This is a genomic window from Knoellia remsis (assembly GCF_003002895.1).
Taxonomy (GTDB): domain Bacteria; phylum Actinomycetota; class Actinomycetes; order Actinomycetales; family Dermatophilaceae; genus Knoellia; species Knoellia remsis.
The window spans coordinates 36,292-60,064 of sequence record NZ_PVTI01000019.1 but is presented as its reverse complement, the minus strand read 5'-3'; the positions used below and the strand labels follow the sequence as shown (position 1 = coordinate 60,064).

The 23,773-nt window shown below is 70.8% G+C and carries 20 protein-coding genes; 9 read left to right on the top strand and 11 right to left on the bottom strand.

Features of this window, described 5'->3' with window-relative positions:
* Positions 1-282: 282 nt before the first annotated feature.
* The 3 genes from tig to BCF74_RS11765 all read left to right on the top strand — a co-directional run bounded on the left by tig (position 283) and on the right by BCF74_RS11765 (position 3,991).
* Positions 283-1,656: a trigger factor gene (tig, locus tag BCF74_RS11775; protein WP_106298154.1), complete on the top strand. Its 1,374-nt coding sequence runs from the start codon at positions 283-285 to the stop codon at positions 1,654-1,656.
* A gap of 217 nt (positions 1,657-1,873) precedes the next feature.
* A complete protein-coding gene (locus BCF74_RS11770; protein WP_106298153.1) occupies positions 1,874-2,341 on the top strand; it encodes an SRPBCC family protein in 468 nt (155 codons plus the stop codon).
* A 159-nt stretch (positions 2,342-2,500) separates the two neighbouring features.
* Positions 2,501-3,991 carry a Gfo/Idh/MocA family protein gene (locus tag BCF74_RS11765; RefSeq protein WP_106298152.1) on the top strand — a complete coding sequence of 497 codons (1,491 nt, stop codon included), beginning with the start codon at positions 2,501-2,503 and terminating at the stop codon, positions 3,989-3,991.
* A gap of 43 nt (positions 3,992-4,034) precedes the next feature.
* On the opposite strand, the gene BCF74_RS11760 is transcribed toward BCF74_RS11765, so the two are convergent.
* The gene (locus BCF74_RS11760; protein ID WP_245889322.1) at positions 4,035-5,120 is read right to left on the bottom strand and encodes a LacI family DNA-binding transcriptional regulator; all 1,086 of its coding nucleotides are present in this window, start codon (positions 5,118-5,120) and stop codon (positions 4,035-4,037) included.
* Between the two features lie 58 nt (positions 5,121-5,178).
* Here BCF74_RS11760 and BCF74_RS11755 point away from each other — a divergent pair, with 58 nt between their 5' ends.
* The 3 genes from BCF74_RS11755 to BCF74_RS11745 all read left to right on the top strand — a co-directional run bounded on the left by BCF74_RS11755 (position 5,179) and on the right by BCF74_RS11745 (position 8,031).
* Complete coding sequence (locus tag BCF74_RS11755; protein WP_245889321.1) at positions 5,179-6,486, top strand: MFS transporter; 1,308 nt, start codon at positions 5,179-5,181, stop codon at positions 6,484-6,486.
* A 232-nt stretch (positions 6,487-6,718) separates the two neighbouring features.
* Positions 6,719-7,342, top strand: coding sequence for an ATP-dependent Clp protease proteolytic subunit (locus tag BCF74_RS11750; RefSeq protein WP_106298150.1), 624 nt, complete (start codon positions 6,719-6,721; stop codon positions 7,340-7,342).
* A 29-nt stretch (positions 7,343-7,371) separates the two neighbouring features.
* The gene (locus tag BCF74_RS11745) at positions 7,372-8,031 is read left to right on the top strand and encodes an ATP-dependent Clp protease proteolytic subunit (RefSeq protein WP_106298149.1); all 660 of its coding nucleotides are present in this window, start codon (positions 7,372-7,374) and stop codon (positions 8,029-8,031) included.
* 206 nt (positions 8,032-8,237) lie between these two features.
* On the opposite strand, the gene BCF74_RS11740 is transcribed toward BCF74_RS11745, so the two are convergent.
* Entirely contained in the window at positions 8,238-9,275 is a 1,038-nt protein-coding gene (locus BCF74_RS11740) for a TerC family protein (protein WP_170070230.1), read from the bottom strand.
* Between the two features lie 349 nt (positions 9,276-9,624).
* Here BCF74_RS11740 and clpX point away from each other — a divergent pair, with 349 nt between their 5' ends.
* Positions 9,625-10,899: an ATP-dependent Clp protease ATP-binding subunit ClpX gene (gene clpX, locus BCF74_RS11735; protein WP_106298148.1), complete on the top strand. Its 1,275-nt coding sequence runs from the start codon at positions 9,625-9,627 to the stop codon at positions 10,897-10,899.
* A 67-nt stretch (positions 10,900-10,966) separates the two neighbouring features.
* On the opposite strand, the gene BCF74_RS11730 is transcribed toward clpX, so the two are convergent.
* The 3 genes from BCF74_RS11730 to BCF74_RS11720 all read right to left on the bottom strand — a co-directional run bounded on the left by BCF74_RS11730 (position 10,967) and on the right by BCF74_RS11720 (position 13,435).
* Positions 10,967-11,197 (bottom strand): helix-turn-helix domain-containing protein, encoded by a 231-nt coding sequence (locus tag BCF74_RS11730; protein ID WP_106298147.1) that lies wholly within the window; start codon positions 11,195-11,197, stop codon positions 10,967-10,969.
* Positions 11,194-11,937 carry a hypothetical protein gene (locus BCF74_RS11725; RefSeq protein WP_106298146.1) on the bottom strand — a complete coding sequence of 248 codons (744 nt, stop codon included), beginning with the start codon at positions 11,935-11,937 and terminating at the stop codon, positions 11,194-11,196. The genes BCF74_RS11730 and BCF74_RS11725 overlap by 4 nt, the downstream gene beginning before the upstream one ends.
* 157 nt (positions 11,938-12,094) lie before the next feature.
* The gene (locus tag BCF74_RS11720) at positions 12,095-13,435 is read right to left on the bottom strand and encodes an ROK family transcriptional regulator (RefSeq protein ID WP_106298145.1); all 1,341 of its coding nucleotides are present in this window, start codon (positions 13,433-13,435) and stop codon (positions 12,095-12,097) included.
* Between the two features lie 69 nt (positions 13,436-13,504).
* Here BCF74_RS11720 and BCF74_RS11715 point away from each other — a divergent pair, with 69 nt between their 5' ends.
* Positions 13,505-15,844: an alpha-N-acetylglucosaminidase gene (locus tag BCF74_RS11715; protein WP_106298144.1), complete on the top strand. Its 2,340-nt coding sequence runs from the start codon at positions 13,505-13,507 to the stop codon at positions 15,842-15,844.
* A gap of 115 nt (positions 15,845-15,959) precedes the next feature.
* Here BCF74_RS11715 and BCF74_RS11710 read toward each other — a convergent pair whose 3' ends face one another.
* From BCF74_RS11710 to BCF74_RS11690, 5 genes are read right to left on the bottom strand one after another with little or no spacing between them, the layout of a single operon-like run.
* Positions 15,960-16,508, bottom strand: a complete 549-nt coding sequence (locus tag BCF74_RS11710) for a hypothetical protein (RefSeq protein WP_106298143.1) — start codon at positions 16,506-16,508, stop codon at positions 15,960-15,962.
* Complete coding sequence (locus tag BCF74_RS11705; protein WP_106298142.1) at positions 16,505-17,995, bottom strand: DUF58 domain-containing protein; 1,491 nt, start codon at positions 17,993-17,995, stop codon at positions 16,505-16,507. Before BCF74_RS11705 ends, BCF74_RS11710 begins: the two co-directional genes overlap by 4 nt.
* Positions 17,992-19,092, bottom strand: a complete 1,101-nt coding sequence (locus BCF74_RS11700) for an AAA family ATPase (protein WP_106298141.1) — start codon at positions 19,090-19,092, stop codon at positions 17,992-17,994. Before BCF74_RS11700 ends, BCF74_RS11705 begins: the two co-directional genes overlap by 4 nt.
* Positions 19,093-19,542 carry a hypothetical protein gene (locus tag BCF74_RS11695; RefSeq protein WP_106298140.1) on the bottom strand — a complete coding sequence of 150 codons (450 nt, stop codon included), beginning with the start codon at positions 19,540-19,542 and terminating at the stop codon, positions 19,093-19,095.
* On the bottom strand, positions 19,539-20,249 hold the full coding sequence (locus BCF74_RS11690) for a DUF4129 domain-containing protein (protein WP_106298139.1): 711 nt from the start codon (positions 20,247-20,249) through the stop codon (positions 19,539-19,541). Before BCF74_RS11690 ends, BCF74_RS11695 begins: the two co-directional genes overlap by 4 nt.
* 76 nt (positions 20,250-20,325) lie before the next feature.
* Here BCF74_RS11690 and BCF74_RS11685 point away from each other — a divergent pair, with 76 nt between their 5' ends.
* Positions 20,326-21,033, top strand: a complete 708-nt coding sequence (locus BCF74_RS11685) for a hypothetical protein (RefSeq protein WP_245889320.1) — start codon at positions 20,326-20,328, stop codon at positions 21,031-21,033.
* 6 nt (positions 21,034-21,039) lie between these two features.
* Here the strand turns inward: BCF74_RS11685 and valS are convergent, their stop codons facing one another.
* Positions 21,040-23,739, bottom strand: coding sequence for a valine--tRNA ligase (gene valS / locus BCF74_RS11680; protein WP_106298138.1), 2,700 nt, complete (start codon positions 23,737-23,739; stop codon positions 21,040-21,042).
* Positions 23,740-23,773: the final 34 nt, after the last annotated feature.

The following is a 23,773-nucleotide window of genomic DNA, read 5'->3' as shown; positions in this document are numbered from 1 at the left end:
CGGGAGCGGGCGGTCGGCCCGGTCGGGCCGCCTTCTCGGACCGTAGCGCCGAACGCCCCGGCCGTGGGGTGGATCGGGCCAAGGATTCGGTGGGCCGCGCCCGGTTCGTTAGCATGGGCCGCGTTGATTTCCTCGGTATGCCGTGCGCGCGCCCCGCGCGTCCATCTCAGCCTTCCGGCCGGCCCACCGATCCGTGATCTTCGCGGGACAGACGCCCGCAGCAACCCGTGATCGAATCCGCGATCCCGAACCAGTGATCCCAACACGTGTGGAGTGCCTGAAGTGAAGAGTGCCGTCGAGACCCTCAGCCCGACCCGGGTCAAGCTCATCGTCGAGGTCCCCTTCGACGAGCTCAAGCCCGAACTCGACAAGGCCTACGCGACGATCGGCTCCCAGGTCCAGATCCCCGGCTTCCGCAAGGGCAAGGTCCCGGCGCGGATCATCGACCAGCGCGTCGGTCGCGGCGCCGTCGTCCAGGAGGCCGTCAACGAGGCGCTCCCGCGCTTCTACTCGGAGGCGCTCGACGCCGAGGGCGTCAAGGCCATCGGCCAGCCCGAGGTCGACGTCACCGCCGTGCCCCTCGAGGATGGCCAGGACTTCGAGTTCACCGTCGAGACCGACGTGCGTCCCGAGATCGAGCTGCCCGAGCTCGAGGGCATCGAGGTCCAGGTCGACACGGTCGCCGCGACCGACGAGGACATCGACGAGCGCCTCACGACGCTGCGCCAGCGCTTCGGCACTCTCGCAGCCGTCGACCGCGCCGTCGAGGACGGCGACGTCCTCTCCATCGACCTCTCCGCCAAGATCGGTGACGAGGACATCGACGCCGTCGAGGGCGTCACCTACGAGGTCGGCTCCGGCAACATGCTCGAGGGTCTCGACGACGCCGTCCTCGGCGCGAAGGCCGGCGACACCAAGACGTTCACCGCCCCGCTCGCCGGCGGCGACCGCGAGGGCCAGGACGCGGAGTGCACCGTCACCGTCCAGTCCGTCAAGGTCCGTGAGCTCCCCGAGCTCGACGACGAGTTCGCCCAGCTCGCCTCGGAGTTCGACACCCTCGAGGAGCTGCGCGCCGACGTCGCGAAGCAGGCCGAGCAGGCCAAGAAGTTCGAGCAGGGCGTCCAGGCCCGCGACAAGGTCCTCGAGCACCTCCTCGACCAGACCGACGTCCCCGTGCCCGACGGCATCGTCGAGGCCGAGGTCACCAGCCACCTCGAGGGCGAGGGCCGGCTCGAGGACGACGAGCACCGTGCCGAGGTCGACGAGAGCACCCGCAAGGCGCTCAAGGGCCAGTTCGTCCTCGACGCGCTCGCCGAGAAGCTCGAGATCTCCGTCGAGCAGCCCGAGCTCATCGAGTACCTCATCATGAGCGCCCAGCAGTACGGCATGGACCCGAACCAGTTCGCCCAGGCCATCGACCAGCAGGGCCAGGTCCCCGCGATGGTCCAGGAGGTGGCTCGCCGCAAGGCGCTCGCCGCCGTCCTCGAGAAGGCCAAGGTCACCGACACCGACGGCACCGTCATCGACCTCAACGAGCTCGTGCCGCAGGCCGAGACGGTCGACCCGGCGCTCGAGGAGGGTGACGAGGTCGGAGCCGAGCTCGACGCCGACGAGCAGACCGAGGCGGCCGCGTCGGAGGAGCCGACCAAGGCCTGACCCACGGTCCTCCGCCGTTCCGGACCACCACGTATGCCGGGTGCGCACCTCGCGAGGTGCGCACCCGGCATACGTGTGTCTGCTCCCATCCCGGGCCGGCTTCCCCGACTGATTGCCGATTCCGTTCGCTGGGTCGGCCACTGATTGCCGATTCCGTTGGGTGATGCCGCAGGTCGCGGGGGTTGCGGCGGCCCGCAAACCGTGGTGAGGATCGAGCATGAGCGACAACACCAAGATCACCGTTTCGCGCACCATCGACGCCTCGGCCGACGCCGTCTTCGACGTCCTGAGCAACCCGCAGCGGCACGCCGAGATCGACGGCTCCGGCTTCGTGCGCAGCGACGAGAAGTCCAACCGCATCCAGGCCGTCGGCGACGTCTTCACGATGAACATGACCGGCGACCACATGGGCGGCGACTACCAGACCGACAACCACGTCACCGGCTACTCCAAGAACGCCCTGCTCGCGTGGCAGACCGCGCCCGCCGGCACCGACCCCAAGGGCTGGGAGTGGGTCTGGGAGCTCGAGGCGCAGGGGCCGGACCAGACCCTCGCGACCCTGACCTACGACTGGAGCAAGGTCACCGACCCTGAGCTGCTCAAGAAGGTGAAGTTCCCGCTCGTCAAGGAGGAGCAGCTCGAGGACTCCCTCGCCAAGCTCGCGGAGGCCGCCAGCGGGTCGTGACTGGCGGCCGTTCGCTCACCCGACTCGCGCAAGTTGAGCGGATCTGATCACTTCTCCTGCTTTTCGCGCACAAATGTTGCGACGCCCGGCGAGGTGCGGGAGGTTCGTGGGTACCGGGTCACCCAATGGCGGGTGAGCCCCCGACGAAGGTGGTCAGTGATGTCCGAACACTTCCAACCCACACGTCGTGCGCTCCTCGGCGGCACGCTCGCGGCCGGAGCCGTGGGCCTGGCGGGCTCGCCCGCAGCCGCCGCCGAAGCCGTGGTCGACACCTCGACGGGCCGCGCCCCGGCGGCCGCCAAGGGCCGGCGCACCATGATCGGCGTCCCCTACGAGGTCCACGAGACGGTGCGGATCGCCGTCGTCGGGCTCGGCAACCGGGGCACGGGCATGACGAGCGGCTGGGCCGCCGTTCCCGGGGCCCGCGTCACCGCGGTCTGCGACATCCGGGGCGAGCGCGCGGAGCGGGTCGCAGACCGGGTCGCCGCGGCCGGGCGTCCGCGCCCCGCCACGTTGAGCGGTGCGAACGGCTACAGCCAGATGCTGGAGCGCGACGACATCGACTTCGTCTATGTCGCGACGCCGTGGGAGTTCCACTACAGCCAGGGTCGGGCCGCCCTGCTCTCCGGCCGTCACGTCGGCATCGAGCTGCCGATCGCGACCGAGCTCAAGCAGCTGTGGGACCTCGTCGACACGTCCGAGAAGACCCGCAAGCACCTCTTCCTCATGGAGAACTGCAGCTACGGCCGTAACGAGCTGGCCATGCTCAAGATGGCCCACGACGGCGTCTTCGGCGAGGTGACGAACGGGCACGGCGGCTACCTGCACGACCTGCGGGCGCTGCTCTTCTCGGACACGTACTACACCGACGCGTGGCGGCGGCTCTGGCACACCCGCAGCATCGCGAGCTTCTACCCGATGCACGGTCTCGCGCCGATCGCGGCCGCGATGGACGTCAACCGCGGCGACCGGTTCGCGACCCTGCGGGCGACCTCGACCGAGGCGAAGGGCCTCGCGGACTACCGTGAGCGGTTCGTCCCGCGCAGCCACCCGTCGTGGAGGGAGACGTACATCAACGGCGACCTCGTCACCTGCCTCATCGAGACCGAGCGGGGGCGCATCATCCGCGCCGAGCACGACGTCTCCTCGCCGCGTCCGTACAGCCGGATCAACAGCCTCGCCGGCGACCGCGGGATCATGGAGGACTACGTCGGCGGCGACCCGACGGGCGCGCGGATCTACGTCGAGCCGGACCACACGAACCACGCGTGGCGCGGCTTCAAGCCTTACCGGGACGAGTACGACCACTGGCTCTGGAAGAAGGTCGGCGACGACGCCGCGGCCAACGGTGGGCACGGCGGCATGGACTACGTCCTGCAGTGGCGGGTCGTCCAGCAGATGCGGACCGGGCAGGTGCCCGACATCGACGTCTACGACTCGGCCGCCTGGTGTTCGCCCGTGCCGCTCAGCGTCGCATCGCTGGAGAAGGGTGGCCGCCCGGTCGCGGTGCCCGACTTCACCCGTGGTGCGTGGTCGCGGCCGCGCGCGGGCCTGGACTCGGAGGAGACCGACATGCCGCCCACGCCGGACGCGCCCGTGGCCGCGACGAAGCTCGACAGCACTCCCACGTCGCAGCGGCTCGCCTCCTGATCGCAGCAGTGCCTGACCCGGGTTCGCAGCCCGGGTGAGGCGCTCAGGGCGGTGGCGCAGTCGTCGAGCCGACCCGCAGCGTGACCTCGAGGGGCACGTCGCGGGTCGGCTCGCCCGCGAGGGCGTCACGGGCGAGCTGGCCGAGCAGCCGGCCCTTGGGTTCACCGGGCTGGACGATGGTCGTCAGACGGTGGTCGAGCCACGGCAGCTCCACGCCGTCGAAGCCGACGACCGACACGTCGTCCGGGACGTCGAGCCTGAGAGCCTCCGCGGCGCGAATCACCCCTGCTGCCAACAGATCCGACTGTGCGACGATCCCCGTGGGTCGCTGCCCTGGGGGGACGTCGAGGAGCAGTCGCCCGGCGCGCTCGCCCTCGGCGACGTCGGCCTCGGCCGTCTCGACGAGCCGCCCGTCGGGCGCTGCGTCGAGGAACCCGAGTGTGCGGTCGCGAGCGTCGGGGTATGCCGCCCGCTCCAGCTCCACGGTCGCGTCGCCCGGTGCGACCGCGCGCGTGGAGTGGCGTGGGCCGAGCGGCATGAGGACGTGCGCGACGCGCGTGTGGCCGAGGTCGAGCAGGTGCTCGGTCGCGGCTCGTGAGGCCCCGCGCTCGTCGACGAGGACATGGCTCACCCGGTCGTCCCGCGGAGAGCCGGCGCCGACCATCGGGATGTCCCGGGCGAGCAGGTGCTCGACGAAGGGGGAGTCGGTCCGGCCGCACAGCGGGAAGACGGCCGCGTCGAGGGCGTGCCCGGCAAGCGGGTTGGCCTGCTCCTCGCCCCCCGGGTCGGCGATGAGCAGCATGCTCTGGCCCATCGCGTCGAGCTCCTGTGCCAGCCCGTCGAGCACGGTGAGGGCGAACGGGTCACGGAAGGCGTGCAGCAGGCGATCCTCGACGATGACCGCAACGGTGCCCGAACGGCCCTGCCGCAGCGAGCTCGCGAGCGGGTCCGGGCCGGCATACCCCAGCGACTGCGCGGCCGTGCGGACCTTGTCCGCCGTCGCCGCGGCGACGGGACCGCGGCCGCTGAAGACGAGCGAGGCGGTGCTGATCGAGACGCCCGCGGTGTCGGCGACGTCGCGCAGCGTCACCTTGCGGCTCCGACCCGGCGGGCGACTGGACTTCGGCATGGGGAAGAGATTACAGTCGAATCGATTCGATTCGTCACCCGGCCCGACAAGGAACACCGTGAGCACCACCGTCCTGCCCCGAGAGCGTGTCGTCACCGCGCGCACGGCCGTCTTCGTCGTCTTCGCCCTCGCGGGAGTCGCCTTCGCGACGTGGGCGTCGCGGATCGCCGACGCCAAGGCCGGTCTCGACCTCTCCGCCGGCCAGCTCGGTGCCACCCTCTTCGCCATGTCGGCCGGGTCGATGCTGGCCATGCCGCTGACCGGCCGCATCGCCGACCGCTTCGGCGCGGTCGCGACGATCAGAGCCGGCATGCTCGCCGGCATCGTCGGGTTCACCACCGTCGGGTTCGGCGTCGACATCGCACAGTCGCGGCTCGTCCTGGGCCTGGGCCTCTTCCTCATCGGGACGGGCATCGGCATCTGGGATGTCGCGATGAACCTCGAGGGCGCGACGGTCGAGCGCCTCCTGGGCCAGACGGTGATGCCCCAGTTCCACGCCGCCTTCAGCGGTGGCACGGTCGCGTCGGCGCTCATCGGCTCCGGGATGTCGTGGGCGAAGGTGCCGCTGCTGCCGCACCTGCTGGGGTCGGCTCTGCTCGTGACCGCCGCGGGCTTCTGGGCCATGCGCTCGTTCCTGCCGCGTTCGGTCGAGGAGGCGGCGCACGCCCAGGAGCAGGCGGAGCAGGACGCCGCCGAGGGGACCGGGGGAGCGCGCGGCGCCGCGCCGCGCTCGGCCTGGCTCGAGCCGCGCACGCTGCTCATCGGCCTCGTCACCCTCGTCGCGGCCTTCACCGAGGGCACCGCCAACGACTGGCTCGCCGTCGCCTTCGTCGAGGGTCACGAGCTGCCCGCGTGGGCCGGCGTCCTCGCCTTCGCCACCTTCCTCACCTTCATGACGGTCGGGCGGCTCCTCGGAACCCGCTGGCTCGACACCTACGGACGGGTGCCCGTCCTGCGGGTCACCTTCGCGGCCGCCGTCGTCGGCTCCCTGCTCGTCATCTTCGGTACCGCGTGGATGGCCTTCCTCGGTGCGGCGATCTGGGGTGTCGGCGTCTCGCTCGGCTTCCCGGTCGGCATGAGCGCCAGTGCCGACGACCCGAAGCGCGCCGGCGCCCGGATGTCCGTCGTCGCGACGATCGGCTACTTCGCCTTCATCGCCGGGCCTCCGGCGCTCGGGTTCCTCGGCGACCACGTCGGCGTGCTGCGCAGCCTGCTCGCCGTCGGCACGATGGCGCTGCTCGTCCAGCTCATCCTCGAGAGCGTGCGCGAGTCGGGGGACCGGCCGGCGCCGGACGTCCCCCAGGGTCCGCAGAGCCCCGCGGTCCCGGCCACCCGCGACGGTGCCGAAGCCCACGAAGCCCGCTGACCGGCATACCCCCACTCCCGATGGCTTACGTCTGCGTGGATGGTCGAGAACCTCACCATCCACGCAGACGCACGCCCGGGGGACAGGTGGGACGCCTTGCCGATCGGCATACCGGAAACCTGAGCCGGTTGTGCTCAGGGCGAACACGGACCCCCGGTGGGAGTGCCGCACCGACCCTGCGCGTTAGGGTCAGCGAAAGGCACGACCACCATCACGGCAGGAGCGAACCAGCGTGAGCAGCAACGAGATCGTCGCGGCCGGTCAGGGCGAGAAGCTCGGGCTCGACGACAGCATCTACAACCGCCTCCTCAAGGAGCGGATCATCTTCCTCGGCTCGGACGTGCGTGACGACAACGCCAACGCCATCTGCGCCCAGATGCTCCTGCTCGCCGCGGAGGACTCCGAGAAGGACATCTGGCTCTACATCAACAGCCCCGGTGGCTCCGTGACCGCCGGCATGGCGATCTTCGACACCATGCAGTGGGTGCCCAACGACGTCGCGACGGTTGCGATGGGCATGGCCGCGTCGATGGGGCAGTTCCTGCTCTCCGCCGGCACCAAGGGCAAGCGCTACGCCACGCCGCACGCGCGCGTCATGATGCACCAGCCGTCCGGCGGGATCGGCGGCACCGCGTCCGACATCAAGATCCAGGCCGAGCAGCTGCTGCACATCAAGAAGCAGATGGCCGACCTCATCGCCGAGCACACCGGCCAGAGCGTCGAGCAGATCGAGAAGGACTCCGACCGCGACCGCTGGTTCACGGCCGAGGAGGCCAAGGAGTACGGCTTCGTCGACCACGTGTTCTCGCGCGCCGAGCAGGCCGGCAAGAGCACCGACAACCCGGTCACCGACTGACCCGCCGACGAGACGAGCGAAAGAGACTCATGAACGCGAACTACCCCACTCGCCCCAGCGGCCTCGCCGTGCCCGGCCCGTCCAGCCGCTACATCCTGCCGCAGTTCGAGGAGCGCACCTCCTACGGCATGAAGCGGACCGACCCCTACACCAAGCTCTTCGAGGACCGGATCATCTTCCTCGGCGTGCAGGTCGACGACGCGTCCGCCGACGACGTCATCGCCCAGCTCATCGTGCTCGAGTCCCAGGACCCGGACCGCGACATCCTCATGTACATCAACAGCCCCGGTGGCTCGTTCACGGCGATGACCGCGATCTACGACACGATGCAGTACATCCGCCCCGACGTGCAGACGTTCGTCGTCGGCCAGGCCGCGTCGGCGGCGGCGGTGCTCCTCGGCGCCGGCGCCGAGGGCAAGCGCTACGCCCTGCCGAACTCGCGGGTGCTCATCCACCAGCCCGCGATCGAGGGCACGGGTGGCATGGCTTCCGACCTCGAGATCCACGCCAACGAGGTGCTGCGCATGCGCGAGTGGCTCGAGGAGACCCTCTCGAAGCACTCCGGCCGCTCCGTGGAGCAGGTCCGCAAGGACATCGAGCGCGACAAGATCCTCTCGGCCGAGGAGGCCAAGGAGTACGGCCTCATCGACGAGGTGCTCTCCTCGCGCAAGGCCGCTCTCGAGAGCTGACCGCTCGCCCGTCCACGACGCCGGTATGCCGGCCGCTCACCGTGAGCGGCCGGCATACCTGCGTTTGGGCTTGCTCGGTGGGCATCCCGGAGCTCGTCTCGCCACGGAGGTCTCGATTCGCGGGACGTCCGGCGAATCGAGACGCCGCCGGCGAGGCGAGCCACGCCGACCCGAGCCGAGCCGACCCGGCGTGACCCTCGCGGGGCTCAGTGCTCGTCGGCGCCGACGAGGGAGTCCTCGGCGGCCTCGAGCTCAGCCTTCTTGCTGGCCCGCAGGCTCGTCACGGTGACGATGGCGAGGATGCCGACGATGACGACGAGCGAGGCGACGATCGGCACGGTGGGCACCCACGCCCAGATGCCGTGCGCCCAGTGCAGGACGAGCTTGACGCCGATGAAGCCGAGGATCGCGGCGAGGCCGTAGCCGAGGTGCACGAGCTTGGACAGGGCGCCCTCGAGGACGAAGTAGAGGGCGCGCAGGCCGAGCAGCGCGAACGCGTTCGTCGCGAAGACGAGGTACGGGTCGCCGGTGATGCCGTAGACGGCGGGCACCGAGTCGACGGCGAAGACGATGTCGGTGCCGAGGATCGCGATGGTCACGAGCGCGAGCGGGGTGAGAGCCCGCCGACCGGCCTCGCGCACCGAGAACGCCGTGCCGCGGTAGTCGTCGGTCACCGGCATGAACCGGCGGACGAGGCGGGTCGTGCGCATCGTGTTCGGGTCGACGTTGTGCTCGGTGTCCTTGATCGCGTCCCGGAGCAGCTTGACGCCGGTGACGAGCAGGATGAGCCCGAAGAGCAGGAAGGTCCAGTCGAAGTTCGCGAGCATCTGTGCGCCGAGGGCGATGAAGATGCCGCGCAGGACGAGGGCGCCGACGACGCCGATGAGGAGGACGCGCTGCTGCAGCTCGCGCGGCACGGCGAACGCCGCGAGCACGAGCATGAAGACGAAGAGGTTGTCGACGGAGAGCGACTTCTCGACGAGGTAGCCGGTGTAGTACTCGAGCCCGATCTGGCCGCCGAAGCGGCTCCAGATGAAGACACCGAACGCCACGGGCAGGGCCACGTAGAACGAGGACCAGCCGATGGCCTCGCGCATCGAGACCTCGTGCGGCTTGCGGGTGAGCAGGAAGTCGAGCACGACGAGCACGAGCACGGCGGCGATCGTCGCGCCCCAGAGCATCGGCGTGCCGATGGAGTCGACGGCGCCGGTGGCGCCCTCGGCAGCGAGCAGGGATGACTGCATGGATGAAACCTCAGATCACTGGTGGGTCTGAGGTCTCCTTCACCGCGGCTGCGGCGTCGACCCGGGAGCGCTGCTGAGCGCTCGAACTGACCGAGTCGAACTTGGGAAGTACTCCCCTCGTGGCTCCATCCTACGAAGCCGAGCGGGCCGCGCCAAATCCGCGGACGGCATACCGAGATGCCGTATGCCGTGTCCGCCCTGAGCGGACAAGCGCGACGCGCGCGCCCTTCGGGGCGTTCAATGGGAGGAGACGACGCCCCCGCGAGGTAGCGTCGGTCGCGTCGAAGGCCCCGGCTCCCCGCCGTGGCGTCGGCGGCCCCACTGTCTTGGAGGAAGGGACCGGAAGCCCGTGGCACGAGTCGGAGAGACCAGCGACCTGCTGAAGTGCTCCTTCTGCGGCAAGTCCCAGAAGCAGGTCAAGAAGCTCATCGCCGGACCGGCGGTGTACATCTGCGACGAGTGCATCGAGCTCTGCAACGAGATCATCGAGGAGGAGCTGGCCGAGACCAGCGACCTCGGCGGCCTCGACGAGCTGCCCAAGCCGCGCGAGATCTTCGACTTCCTCCAGCAGTACATCATCGGCCAGGACGTCGCCAAGAAGGCGCTCGCCGTCGCCGTCTACAACCACTACAAGCGGATCCAGGCCGGCGACGCCATCGGCAAGAAGGACGCCGACCACGTCGACATCGCCAAGTCGAACATCCTGCTCATCGGCCCGACCGGCTGCGGCAAGACCTACCTCGCGCAGACGCTGGCCAAGATGCTCAACGTCCCGTTCGCCATCGCCGACGCGACGGCCCTGACCGAGGCCGGCTACGTCGGCGAGGACGTCGAGAACATCCTCCTCAAGCTCATCCAGGCCGCCGACTACGACGTCAAGAAGGCCGAGACGGGGATCATCTACATCGACGAGGTCGACAAGATCGCCCGCAAGTCCGAGAACCCGTCGATCACGCGCGACGTCTCCGGTGAGGGCGTGCAGCAGGCGCTGCTCAAGATCCTCGAGGGCACGACCGCGAGCGTGCCGCCGCAGGGTGGCCGCAAGCACCCGCACCAGGAGTTCATCCAGATCGACACGACGAACGTGCTCTTCATCGTCGGCGGCGCGTTCGCCGGCCTCGAGAAGCTCATCGAGTCGCGCAACGGCAAGAAGGGCCTCGGCTTCGGCTCCGAGCTGCACACGCCCAAGGACCTCGCCGAGTCGATCCACGAGGTCATGCCCGAGGACCTGATGAAGTTCGGGCTCATCCCCGAGTTCATCGGCCGCCTGCCCGTCATCACGACGGTCGCGCCGCTCGACACGAGCGCCCTCGTCCAGATCCTCACCGAGCCGCGCAACGCCCTGGTGAAGCAGTACCAGAAGATGTTCCGCATCGACGGTGTCGAGCTCGAGTTCACCGACGAGGCGATCGAGGCCGTCGCCGAGCAGGCGCTCGCGCGCGGCACCGGCGCCCGCGGCCTGCGCGCGATCATGGAGGAGGTCCTCCTCCCGGTGATGTTCGACGTGCCGAGCGACGACGAGATCACCAAGGTCGTCGTCACCGACGAGGTCGTCCGCAAGAACGTCCTGCCGACGATCGTGCGCCGCGACGAGGGTCCCAAGCGCCGCAAGCGCACCGCCTGACCCTCACCGTGGCGACCGCGGCCTTGCGCGGGGGCGGTATGCCGTCCGTTGTGGTTGTGCGTGCCCCTCACCGGGCCATGCTGAGCACGTCGCCCGGTTGACAGTCGAGAACGTCGCAGATCGCGGTGAGCGTGGAGAACCGCACGGCCTTGGCCCGGTTGTTCTTGAGGATGGACAGGTTGACGATGCTCACGCCGACGCGCTCGGCGAGTTCGGTGAGAGTCATACCCCGAGCCTCGAGCAGCTCGTCGAGGTGACAGACGATGCGATGGCCGTCCTCGAGATCGGCGGGGCTCACACCAGTCCCTCCACGTCCTCCTCGAGCTGGCTCCCACGGCGCCAGACCACGGCGAGTGCCAGGAGGACGAGGCCGAGCGTGATCGTCGTGTAGTTGGGCACCTCGACCCAGCTCTCGGCGAGCTCGAACTTCCCCGCGGCGCGGGACTCGGCGAGCAGACGGCCGTCGATGACCCGGTTCGCGACGACCCACCCCGTCGGCCCGACGATGAGGCCCCCGCGCATGACGACGAGGCGCTGGACGCCGCGACGAGTGAACACGGCCCCGCGTCGAGCCTCGCGGATGATCCCGGCGAGCATCCACCAGAACGCGGCGAAGCCGATCGCGCCCAGGGCCCCGAGGCTGGCGATGGCGACCCGGGCCCCCCACCCGACGTCGAAGGATGCCGTGAAACGGTAGCCGTTGCGCACATTGACGCCCTCGGCGCCCTGGTAGCTGTCGGCCCCGGGGTCCTGCTCGACCCCGGGATCGAGCATCGACGTGGCGACGGCCTTGTCGAGCGCGAAGACCAGGTCGCTCACCTGCCTGTCGGCGGGGACCACGGAGGCCGTCGGCTCGAAGAGGTCCTCGACGAGTGGTGCCCGGCCCAGCCCCTGCCACACCCAGTTCGGTGTCCCATTCGGGAGGCCTGTGCCGGCGCCCGCTCCGAAGACGGCATAGCCGCACAGTGTCACCAGTCCGGCGAGTGCGACGACGCGCGACGCGAGCTCGGCAAGTCGCAGAATCGGTTCCGAACGCATGTCAGCTCCTGCCCCCGGGCGACGGAGCGTCTCGATCCGTCAGCCGTGTTTAGCGATAAACGTTATTATTGATCATCGTTAACACAGGGGTTGATGTCAAGGTCCTGCTCCCGGTTCCGGATTGGCGTCGCGGTGGTCGCGTCTGGGCTACGGGGGGTCATGTCGACGCCTTGGGGGCGAGGAGCGGGTCGTCCAGCACTGGCTCGAGCGCGAAGTGCGCCCCGCCGGTGGCGCTGGACAGTGCTCCGAGCCGTGAGACGGCGAGGTCCACGACGGAGCCGAAGTCGCGCTGCCGCTGCTCGAGTGCCCGCGCCACGGGTGTGGCGATGAGGTCACCGACCGCTGCGAACCAGCCGCCGAGCACGACGACCTGGGGGTTGAGCAGGTCGATGCCGACGGAGAGCCCGGTCGTGAGGTCGACGACCAACTGCTCGATGGCGGCGTGGGCGTCCTCATCGGCAGCAGCAAGGCGGGAACGCAGCTCGTCGATCCGGCGGGGGAGCGGGACGGAGTGGTCGCGGAGCGGGTCCCCCGGGCTGGTGGCCCGCTCGACGACCGCGCCGAACCCCACGAGGGTCTCCCAGCAGCCGGTGCGCCCGCACCGGCACGTCGTCCCGGCGGGGTTGAGGGGGAGGTGGCCGACCTCGCCCGAGAATCCCGAGGCGCCGGTGATGATCCGTCCGTGAGCGATGATGCCGGCCCCGACGCCCTCGTCACCGGAGACGTAGAGCAGCTCGGTCAGCGCGGGGTCGCCGTATGCCGCGTGCTCGGCGACCGCGGCGAGCTGGTTCGCGCTTTCGACCGAGACCCAGATGTCGTCGGCGAGCCCGAGTCGTCGGCGCACCTCCGAGACGACGGGCACGTCACGCCAGCCGAGGTTGGCGGCGAAGGTGACGACTCCGGCGGCGTGGTCGATGACACCGCTGGTCGAGAGGGCGAGGCCCATCGGCGTCACCCCGTCGGCCCGCAGCTCCTTGAGCAGCGGCCCGACCAAGTCGGCTGCTGCGTCGAGTGCCGCCGCTGGGCGGAGGTCGGCGATGTCGAGGTGGCGCACGGTCTCGGCGAGACGACGTCCGCGCAGGTCCACCGCGACAGCGGCGAGATAGTCGGTGTTGAGCTCGAGCCCGACCCCGGCGACATGCCGGCCGTCCGGGTCGACCGTGAGGCCGGGTCGACCGGCGCCGCCCGTGCGATGCAGCTCGCTCTCGCGCACGAGCCCGCGCTGGCCGAGCTCGCCGACGAGTGCTGACGCCGTGGCCTTGGACACCCCGAGGTCCTGGGCGAGCTGCGCGCGAGAGCGGCCGCCGTTCGTGCGGAGGTGACGCAGGGCGAGCGAGAGGTTCGTGCGCCGCATCCCCTGCGGCGCGAGCGGGCGCGCCGCAGGGGATGCGGGCGGCAGTCCGGTGCCGCGCGGGCTCGCCGGTCGCTGACCGTTCTCGACGCCATGGGTGCTCAGCTCGGACCTCCTCTTGACACGGTGGACAGTAGCCGAGAGCATCGGGGAAACCAATTCGTTCGGAATCTCCACTAATTCCGATCGCTGGTCAACGAAGCCCAGGAGGAAGTCGTGCGCCGGTTCCGTCTCGTCGGTCTGGTCCTGTCCGTCATTGCCGCTCTGATCGCGGCGCTGTCCGTCGCGGCTCCGGCCACGGCGCGGCCGGCGAAGGGATCAGCAACCGCAGCGACTGCGCCGTCGGCAACTGCGCCGGCGGGCGTGACCGGCACTGCGCAGACCGAAGCGACCGAGGCACTCAAGCGTGCCTTGGAAAAGCGGAAGACGGCGTGGGGCAAGCCGGCGTTCGACTCGCGGGCGGCGAAGGCGGCGATCGAGCGGCTCGTCGGGGGTGAGATCGCGCGCAAGCTCACCCTTCGTGCGAGTGAGAAGGTGAACGGTGAGGAGTTCTTCCGGGTGTCGGCGGACCCGCAGCGGCGTCTCGTCATCGAGGGCACCTCGAACGCGGTGCTGCTCACCGGGTTCAACTGGTACCTCAAGTACGTCGCGAAGTCCGACATCTCCTGGGATGCCGGGCAGGTGAGCTTCGACAAGAAGACCATGCCTTTGCCTTCGAAGGCGATCGTGCAGCGCGCCAACGTCGGCGTGCGGCTCTACGGCAACGACATCTGGACCGACTACACGTCGGCGAACTGGACGTGGAAGGAGTGGGAGCGCGAGCTCGACGTCCTCGCGCTCCAGGGCTACAACACGGTCTTCATGCCGATCGGCCTCGAGGACGTGGCCCACCGCACGCTGGAGGAGTTCGGCTACTCGCGGGCCGAGACGCTGAAGTGGACGGCTCCCTTGGCGCACAATGCGGCCGGCATGTGGCAGGGCGGATGGACCCTCGCCGACGGTGGCATCAGCGAGCAGGTCCAGCAGGCGCGAGTCGAGCTCGGCCAGAAGATCGTCACCCGGATGCGCGAGCTCGGGATGACACCGCTCATGCCCGGCTTCGTCGGGTTCGTTCCCGAGGACTTCGCCCAGCGCAACCCCGGCGCGAACGTCGTCGACCGCGGCTACTGGTTCAGCCAGCGCATGCTCTCGTGGCTCGACCCCCGGACCCCCAAGTACGCCGAGGTGGCCGCACGGTTCTACGCGATCCAGAAGGAGATGTTCGGCACCACGACCATGTACGCGATGAACCCCTTCACCGAGGGCGGCAAGATCACCTTCCCCCTCGAGGACGCGGGCGTCGGCATCCAAGCGGCACTGCAGAAGGCCAACCCGGGCGCGATCTGGCAGATGCACGCCTGGCAGGACAACCCCCGCGGCTCGCTCATCTCCGGCCTCGACCCGAAGACGACCTTCGTCGTCGACTTCAACTCCGACCGCTACGCCGGACTCGACCGCGAAAAGCAGTGGGGCGGAACGCCGTACGCCTACGGCGGGGTCTGGAACTTCGGTGGCCACACGACGATGGGCGGCAACCTCGGCGTCTGGAACACGGACTACTACGCGTGGCTGAACAAGCCCAACTCGGCCGTGCGCGGCATCGCCCTCTCACCCGAGGGCGGCCATGGCGACGTGCTGCCGCTGGAGTTCTTCGCCGAGCTCGCCTGGCGCGACGGCCCGGCCGACCTCACGCAGTGGTACCGCGACTACGGAACCCGGCGCTACGGCGGTGAGGACGAGCACGCGTCGAAGGCGTGGGAGATCATGGGCCGGACGGCATACGCCCTGCCGAAGGACGGCTGGGACGAGGCGCAGGACGGACTGTTCGCCGGACGCCCGTCGTTCACGAGGAAGTCCGCCGCTGCGTGGTCGCCCGAGTACTCCCGCTACGACATGCAGGCGTTCGCGCAGGCACTCCAAGAGCTGCTGAAGGTGGCTCCCGAGCTGCGTGACACCGACACCTACCGCCTCGACCTCATGATGGTGGCCCGGCAGGTACTCGACAACAACAGTCGGATCATGCTGCCGAGGATCAAGGCCGCCTACGACGCCAAGGACCTCGAGCGCTTCCGTGCCCTCAGCGAGGAGTGGCTCGAGCAGATCCGACTCCAGGACGCCGTCGCGCGCACCCAGGTCAGTTCACTGCTCGGACCGTGGGTCGAGCAGGCCCGCGCCGCCGGTGCCACGCCGGAGGAGAAGGCGAAGCTCGTCATCGACGCCAAGGAGGTCCTCACCACGTGGGGTGGCCGCGAGCTCTCCGAGGCCGGCCTGCGCGACTACTGCAACCGGTCGTGGAACGGCCTCATCGGCACGCTCTACCTGCCGCGCTGGGAGAAGTACCTCGGCGACCTCGAGAAGGCTCTCGTCACGGGCACCGAGCCGGTGAAGACCGACTGGTTCGCGGTGGACCGGGCCTGGGTCGAGGACGTCGACGCCACGTTCCCGACGACCGCCGCCGGTGACATCCACGCCCTCGCCACCGAGGTGTGGAACCGCTACGAGGCGCTCACCCGCTGAGGTTCGCGGGCGGCATACCGGAACCACGCCGACGCGCCGTATGCCGGCCCACACAGAGCGTGGGACCCGCGCGCACCTCCCGTATGCCGGCCCATGCCTAGCGTGGGACCCGCGCTCACCCGTCCGTCCCGGCTCGCTTGGGCGGACGGGTGCTCAGCGCGAGGGCGGCGCCGACGCCGACGAGGCCGGCAAGGGCGGCATACATGAGGAAGGCGTCGCCGGGTGCAGCGGCGCGCGTCGCGACGATCATGACCGACCACACCGGCACGCACGCGAGAACGACACCGACACCACGGCGCAGCCACCGCCGGAGTGTCGCGGCAGGAACGGGCGCGGCCGGGGGCAGCACCGTCGCCAGTGCACCCGCGAGGTGCACGACGAGCAGGGCGAGCGCCACGAGGAACGTGAGGGCCCAGTGGCGCAGGCTCGACGGGGCCGGGGCGCTCCACAACCAGACCGCGGCGAGAAGGGCCATGAGCAGCGTGGTGCGGCGCGAGCCCGGGTCGAGGACGACGAACGCGGTGAGGACGACCAGCCCGAGGGCGGCGATGAGGGAGCCGCCGGGCGTGGCGAGCCACGACGCGAGGGCCACGGCGGTGGCGGCGGCGCCCATGAGCGCGCGCAGGACCCGCTGCGACGTCGACAGCGACGACAGGAGTGTCATCGCGTCATCACCCGCGGCGAGCGCCGCTGCCGACCGAGGTCACGCAGGACGGCATCGAGCGTGCCCGGCCCGACCCAGGGCACGATCGGCACACCGCTGAGCCGGGTGCGCTGCAGCTCGCGCTGCCGCTCGAGCAGGCGGATGCGCCAGGCGAGGCGGGCGCTGTCGCCGACCTCGTCCTCGTCGGGCACGAGGTCGCGCAGCAGGTCGTCGGGGAGCTCGCCGGTGGTCATCGAGACGGGCAGCGTGTCGACCACGACGACCGGCTGTCCGCGGCGGGCCAGCTGGGCGGCATGGGCGAGGACGTCGACGGACACGGCCGGCGTGAGGACGACGACGAGGGTGCCGAACGGCACCGGGTGACGCAGCTGTGCGCGCAGCCGCCGCTTGTCGACGACGCCACCGTCGGCGACGCGTACCCGTGCGAGGACGTCGAGGATGCGCCGCAGCTGGTTGCTGCCCAGCTCGGCCGGGATGCGCGGGCTCGCCTGGGCACCGAGGACCTGCAGGCCCACATGGTCTCCGACGCGCAGGTAGTGCTCGGCGACCGCCGCCGCGGCGCGCACACCGCTGTCGAGGCTGCTGCTCTCGCCGTCGTACCCCGTGCTCGTGCCGAGGTCGTGCATCGCGTCGACGAGGAGGAGCACCTCGGCGTCCTCGTCGGAGAAGGTCGTCGTGACGTTCAGCTCACCGGTCCGCACGGACACGGGCCAGTGGATCCGCCGGAGCCGGTCACCGAACCGGAAGGCGCGCACGTCGGCGAGCTCCGCGCCGTCGCCGGCCCGACGCGAGCGGCTGCGCCCGACGAGCCCGTCCGGGTCGGGTGTCGCGGTGCGCGCACTGAAGACCTCGGGCAGCGGCACCGTCGGCAGCGGCTCTGCCGAGACCGGTTCCGGTGCCCAGGTCCACGCCCCGAAGGCCGCGCTCACCGCGCACGTTGCCGCGCCGGGGGAACGCACACCCCACCGGATGCTCTGGCACTCGACGTCGAGCAACACGAGCCCCCCGACCGGCTCGGCCGGCCCGGCCTGCTCGGCCGGCCCGGCCGGCTCGTCGGTCGTGCCCGAACCGTCCGACCCGTCCCGCCCATCCGGTCCGGCGACCTGCGTCGGGGTCGCCGCGGCCCCGATGTCGCCGCGGGCGACGCTCTGGCTCGGCGGCGTGTAGCGCGTGAACGGCGCCTCGCTCACCGCGAGCCCGACGTCCTCGACGCCGGCTCCGGGTGCCACCGCCATCGTCCACGCCGTGGTCTGCCCCTCCCGCAGCACCGGGTGCCGCAGCCACACGTGCACGCGGGGCAACGCCGTGGGCCGCCGCAGCACCGACCACGCGGCGACGGCGACCAACGGTGCGCCGATGACGACCGCATCCGGACGGCGCATGAAGACGCCGATCGCGACGAAGCAGACACCCAGCACCGAGGCGCGCAGGTGGGCTGCCGTCGGCCGCCAGCGTGCCGACAGCGGCGTGGTCGGGGGCGTGGTCACGGACGTTCGAACCCGGTCCGTATGCCGTCCGCGGACCGCGCGGGTGCCGCGCCCGGCGCACCCGGCGCACCGGCCTTGGCGGCTGTGAGGCCCGGAGCGCCGGCCGTGGCGGCCGCGCCACGGTGGGCCCCGGCGCTCGTCGGCGAGGGAACCGGCACCGAGTCGAGGACCGACGTGACGACGCTGGACGCGCTGACGTCGTTGATCCACAGCTCCGGGCGGACCGTGACGCGGTGGTCGAGCGCAGCATGCGCGACGGCCTTGACGTCCTCAGGGGTGACGTAGTCACGGCCGCGGATCACGGCATACGCACGGCTGGCGAGGAGCAGCGCGAGCGACCCACGCGGCGAAGGCCCCATGACGAGGCTCGGGTGCTCGCGTGTCGCCGCGACGAGGCGCACGCAGTAGCGCCCGACCCCCTCGTCGACCGTGACGGTCTCGACGGCCTGCTGCATGGCGATGAGCCCCGTGGCGTCGGTGACCGCGGGCACCGTCTGGGCCTCCTGTCGGCGCTCGACGCGACGCCGCAGCACCTCCCACTCCTCACCGGCGCCCGGGTAGCCGAAGGTCACGCGCAGCAGGAAGCGGTCGAGCTGTGCTTCCGGCAGCGGGTAGGTGCCCTCGTACTCGACCGGGTTCGCGGTGGCGAGGACGTGGAACGGCCGGGCGAGCGGGAAGGTCTCGCCCTCGACGGTGACCTGGCCCTCCTGCATCGCCTCGAGGAGGGCCGCCTGGGTCTTCGGCGGGGTGCGGTTGATCTCGTCGGCGAGCAACAGCTGGGTGAAGATCGGCCCCTGCCGGAAGGTGAACTCGTGGCTGCGCTGGTCATAGATGAACGCGCCGGTGAGGTCGCTCGGCAGCAGGTCGGGGGTGAACTGGGCCCGGGCGAAGTCGAGTCCGAGGGCCTGCGCGAACGAGCGGGCGGCGAGCGTCTTGCCGAGGCCGGGGAAGTCCTCCATGAGGACGTGACCGCCGGAGAGGATGCCGGCGAGGACGAGCTCGAGGTGGGCGCGCTTGCCGACGACGGCTCCCTCGACGGCGTCGAGCACGGCGGCGGCGCGGTCGGAGACCTCGGCGAGGGTGGGTAGGTCGGTCACTCAGTGCTCCTCGAGCTCGGTGAGGTGGGCGTCGAGCCGGGCGGCGTCGACATCGGGTGGGTTCGTGGCGTTGAGGTATGCCGTGAGGTCGGGACCGAGGTCCGTGCGGTCGCGGGCGAGCGAGCGGAGCGTGTCCTGCACCGTGGCGCGCGCCACGAGGTCACCCCGTCGGGACGCCTCGATGGCGCGGGTGAGTGCCGTGATGCGCCGGTCGTGCCCCCGGACACGCGCCGGGGTGCCCGAGCTGGTCGTCCACGTCAGCTCGGGTTCGCCGTGGACGAACCGCTCGATGAGCAGGACGGCGAGGACGAGGACGCTCGCTGCGCCCACGAGGAGGACGAGCCGCTCGACCCGGGGCACGGCGAGCAGGATCAGGCCGAGCGCGACCGCGACGAGCAGGCCGGCAACCACCTCATGCCCGCGGACCGCTGCCCGGATGCGCTGCGTCATCGAGGTCCGGGCCCGGTCGGGGCGGTCGTCGCGAGCGGCTCGAGGAGATCGGCACGAACCTGCCGGACGGCGTCCCGGGCGGCCTCGCGGTGGGTCTCCTCCATCGGGTGGACCGAGAACCGGGCCTCGCGGTACAGCGCCGCGAGGCGCTCGATGGCGTCGCGGTCCACGTCGTGGTTGGCGAGCACCACGGCGACGAGCTCGGTCGGTGTCCGCGAGCGGTCGTCGTCGAGGCCGCTTGCCAGGGCGGCCTCCTCGAGCGCGAGCCAGGCGTTGATCACGGCCTCGGACGACGTGCCGCTGTCGAGCTCGGCCTCGCTGCGGTCGAGTGCCGCGACGAGCACGTCCGGCAGGACCCCTGCACGCACATCCTGCTTCGGCGTCGGCACATCGCGCCGCAGCCGCCGGACCAGCGCCCTGACGACGAGCCCGAGGACGACGAGGACGATGAGCGCAATGAGGAGCCGCAGCGTCCACGCGACGAGGTTCGCGACGCCGTCGGCGACCTCCTTCTCCGCGGCGGTCGCCGGTCGCTCACTCCTCGGGTCAACCTCGTCGGACGGGACGGTCTCGATGTAGGCCTTCGAGGGTGAGGCGTTCGGCTCCGGGGTCGTGAAGGCCGTCACCGTGCCCGAGGCGGAGACCCACCCCGCAAGCAGCAGAGCCACCAGCACCCCCGCTCCCGCCAGCCACCGCCTCGTCCGCATGACGTGGAGCCTAACCGCGGGACCGATCCGCCACTGGAGAACCGAAGGCTGGCGGTCCGCGACGCGAGAGGCAAGGATGGCGGGCGTGGCGACGGCATACCGACTCCGGGCCGGAGACACGGGCCCGGTGCAGCAGTCACCCGTGACGTGCGGGTCGGCATGCCTCACCGTCGCCCGAATGCTCGTCGACCCGGTCTTCGCGAGCTGGGTCCGCACGGGGGCACCGCATCCCCCTGGGTCCCCGGCGGGCGGGACCCAAAGCGAGCGCTTCGCGGCATACGAACGCATTGTCATGCGCCGCACCAACAGCGCCCTGACCGGATCGCGCCACCCGCAGCCGCCGTGGCCGCGCGCGCTCGGGACACCCCCGTGGGGTGCGCGCCGCGAGCTCGAGCTCGGCGCGTCGACACAGGGGACCCGCTACGAGGTGCAGGCGGTACGACAGCTGTCGCGTGAGCCGCTGCAGGCGGCTTTCGAGCGGCTGGTCGACGTCGTGGCCGAGGGGGAGCCGGGGTTGCTCTACGTCGGGAACCGTCGGCTGCCGAGGCACGTCGTCCTCGTCCTCCCCGGTGACGGCGACCGGGTGCTCGACGTCTACGACCCGGGGACGGGACGTGTCGACCACCTGCGCCGTGACACCGTCATCGAGCACCGGTTGGGCCTGAGCGGGTGGCAGGTGCCGTGGTTCGTCGTGCAGCCGACGGGGGAGCGGCGGGTGCGGCTGCGCGACCGGTTGCCAGCCCTCGGCACGGCCCGACGCGCCGGCGCGGCCGTGCAGGCCTGAGGAACCTCAGGCCTGGGTCTTGGGCTTCTCGACGGGGATGAGCTCGACGTCGCGCGCCTGCCACGTCTCGGCCGGTGTCAGGTCGAGGGTGCCGGTGATCTTGCCTGCGGCCCGCAGGTCGGCCTCGCCGGCCCGGACGTGCTCGAGCAGGGCCTCGGGTCCGGCGAGGGTCACCCGCGCCACCTCGGCGCGCATCGACAGCTTGGCCTCGGACTTGCTCTTGCGCACCGTCGCGAGCGCGGCGCCGACGGCACCGAGCATGGCCGGGTCGACGGCCTCGCCACCGACCTCGACGTCGGCCACCGTCGGCCACGAGGTGCGGTGCACCGAACCCTCGTGCCACCAGGACCACACCTCCTCCGTGACGTAGGGGAGGAAGGGTGCGAGCAGACGCAGCACGACATCGAGTGCGATGCGCAGCGTGGCGCGCGCGGAGGCCGCCTCGGCGTCCCCCTGCGAGCCGTAGGCCCGGTCCTTGACGAGCTCGAGGTAGTCGTCGCAGAAGGTCCAGAAGAACGTCTCGGTCACTTCGAGCGAGCGGGTGTAGTCCCACGCCTCGAAGCCGGCGGTGGCCTTCTCGACGACGGCGCGCAGCTCGGCGAGCACGGCCAGGTCGAGCGGGTTGGTCACCTGGGCCGCGAGGTCGCCCGCCCCGGCGATGACCCGGCCCTCCGGGCCATCGCCGGGGGCCCGGACCTCGCCGAACGACAGCGCGAACTTCGACGCGTTGAGCACCTTGATCGCGAGCCGGCGGCCGACCTTCATCTGGCCGACGTCGTAGGCCGCGTCGGTCCCGAGCCGTCCGCTCGCCGCCCAGTAGCGGACCGCGTCGGCGGAGTGCTCGCGCAGCACGTCCTCGGGCGTGACGACGTTGCCCTTGGACTTGCTCATCTTCTTGCGGTCGGGGTCGAGGATCCAGCCGCTGATCGCGGCATTGGTCCATGGCACCGTGCCGAACTCGAGGTGCGAGCGCACGATCGTCGCGAAGAGCCAGGTGCGGATGATGTCGTGAGCCTGAGGTCGCACGTCCATCGGAAAGACCTTGCCGAAGAGTGGATCCGTTGTCACCGAACCGGACTCGTCGATGCGGCGCCACCCGCCGGCGATCTGGGGAGTCAGCGACGACGTCGCCCAGGTGTCGAAGACGTCCGGGTCCCCGACGAACCCGCCGGCCTGCCCACGCTGCGACTCGTCGTAGCCCTCGGGAGCCTGCGACGCGGGGTCGACGGGCAGCTGCTCCTCGGACGGCACGATCGCCTTGTCCCACACCGGGTCACCGTCGGCGTCGAGCGGGTACCAGACCGGGATCGGCACACCGAAGAAGCGCTGCCGCGACACGAGCCAGTCGCCGTTGAGGCCAGCGACCCAGTTCTTGTAGCGCGCGCGCATGAAGTCGGGGTGAAACGCGATCTCGTCGCCGCGCGCCTGGAGCGCCGCGTTGACGTCGGCGTCGCGCCCGCCGTTGCGGATGTACCACTGGCGGGACGTGACGATCTCGAGCGGCTTCTCGCCGCGCTCGTAGAAGTTCGCCTTGCGCTGCGTCGCCTTGGGCTCGCCGTCGAGGTCGCCGGACTCGCGCAGCGCCGCGACGACCGCCTCGCGCGCCGAGTGCACCGTCTTGCCGGCGAGCTCGCCGAAGAGCGCGGCGCCCGGGCCGCCCGCGATCCACTCCGGCGTCTCGGCCTGGACGCGGCCCTGCCGGGTGATGACCGAGCGGGTCGGCAGCTGCAGCTCGCGCCACCACATGACGTCGGTGAGGTCACCGAAGGTGCAGCACATCGCGATGCCCGCGCCCTTGTCCATCTCGGCGGCCGCGTGCGCGAGCACCGGCACCTCGACCCCGAACAACGGCGAGCGGACCGTGGAACCGAATAGGCCGGCATACCGCTCGTCGTCGGGGTGGGCGATGAGCGCGACGACCGAGGGGATGAGCTCGGGACGCGTCGTCTCGATGAAGATCGGCTCGTCGCCTTGGGTCGGGTGGAAGGCCACGCGGTGGTAGGCGCCCGGGTAGTCGCGCGCCTCGAGCTCGGCCTGCGCGACCGCCGTCTGGAAGGTCACGTCCCACAGGCCCGGCGCCTCGGCCTGGTAGGCCTGCCCGGCGGCGAGCTCGCGCAGGAAGGCCTGCTGCGCCGTGGCGCGCGAGTGGTCGTCGATGGTGCGGTAGGAGATGGACCAGTCGAAGGACTGCCCGAGCCGGCGGAAGAGCGACTCGAACGCCTTCTCGTCCTCGACGGTCAGCTCGTCACAGAGGTCGATGAAGTTCTGCCGCGACACCGGCGTCGCGTCGCCCGCCTTGAGGGACTTCGCGTCACCACGGTGCGGCGGCACGAAGTCGGGGTCGAACGGCAGCGACGCGTCGCCCCGGACGCCGTAGAAGTTCTGGACGCGCTTCTCGGTCGGCAGGCCGTTGTCGTCCCAGCCGATCGGGTAGAAGACGTTGAACCCGGCCATCCGCTTGTAGCGGGCCATGCAGTCGGTGTGGGTGTAGGAGAAGACGTGACCCATGTGCAGGCTGCCGGACGCGGTCGGCGGCGGGGTGTCGATGGAGAACACCTGCGCGCGGTCCCCGGCGAGAGCGGCGTCACGGTCGAACGCGTAGGTACCCTGCTCCGCCCATACCTGCCCCCACTTGTCCTCGAGACCGTCCATGGACGGCCGCTCGGGGATGGAGGCGGCGCGAGGCGGAGTGAGGGAGGCAGACATGGGTCCGATTCTCCCAGAACCTCACCCGCGCTCG